Annotated in this window: 1 protein-coding gene; it reads right to left on the bottom strand. The window is 36.6% G+C overall.

The genetic code is table 11. The features are described from left to right. Window positions 1-807: IS200/IS605 family element RNA-guided endonuclease TnpB (gene tnpB, locus BPMYX0001_RS24975; protein WP_033799754.1), on the bottom strand; the 807-nt coding region annotated here is incomplete at its 3' end. Window positions 808-929: the final 122 nt, after the last annotated feature.

Raw genomic sequence — 929 nt, 5'->3', positions numbered from 1 at the left:
TTCCATACCGATGACATCGTGGTTTTTGATGATTTCAGTAGAGAGTTTATGTAAGTAATCAGCTCTTGCATTTGCAATATGTTCATGGATTCGTGCAACTTTCACGCGTTGTTTATTCCAGTTCGAAGAACCTTTCGTTCTTCTGGAAAGGATACGCTGTGCTCTCACTAACTTTTCTTCTAATATACGGAAGAATTTAGGGTTCTTGTATGTTGTACCATCAGAAAGAATGGAAAAATCTTTTAATCCAACATCAATTCCACAAGTGGATTCAGTTTTAGGCATTTTTTGTACCTTTGTTTCGACAAGGACAGATACAAAGTATCTACCACTTGGGTTGCGTCGAATCGTTGCATTTAAAATACGACCTTCTACTTCACGACTTTTGGCAAAGCGAACAAGGCCAAGTTTCGGTAATTTCATTTTGTTACCTACAATTGCAATATTTCCGTTTGTTTGCTTGGTTGTGTAGGATTGAACTTTATTATTTTTAGACTTAAATCGTGGGATATCATTCTGTTTCTTGAAAAAACGTGAAAAAGCATCTGCGAGGTTTTTCAATGTGGATTGAAGGGCAATACTATCGACTTCTTTTAACCAAATCGTATCCTGTTTTTTCTTTAATTGGGTGAGCTCGGCAGAGCAAGAAGGATAGGTTAATCCTTTTCCTGTTTCTTTATAGGTATCATTCCAAAGAGCAAGAAAATGGTTAAATACAAAGCGACTGCACCCAATGGTTTTAGCAATTAATATTTCTTGTTCTTTATTTGGATAGATACGAAATTTATATGCTTTATTTACTAACATGGGTTGCACCTCACTTTTTGTATGATGCCTACAGTATACTAAAAAACGTAGGCTTACGCCTACCGCCATTCATCTCCCACCTAAAATTGGTGTTTCACACCTTCCCATTTTTGAGGAAGGAG

The organism is Bacillus pseudomycoides DSM 12442, assembly GCF_000161455.1.
Taxonomy (GTDB): domain Bacteria; phylum Bacillota; class Bacilli; order Bacillales; family Bacillaceae_G; genus Bacillus_A; species Bacillus_A pseudomycoides.
The sequence above is the reverse complement of the archived record's forward strand: the minus strand, read 5'-3'. Positions and strand labels throughout refer to the sequence as shown.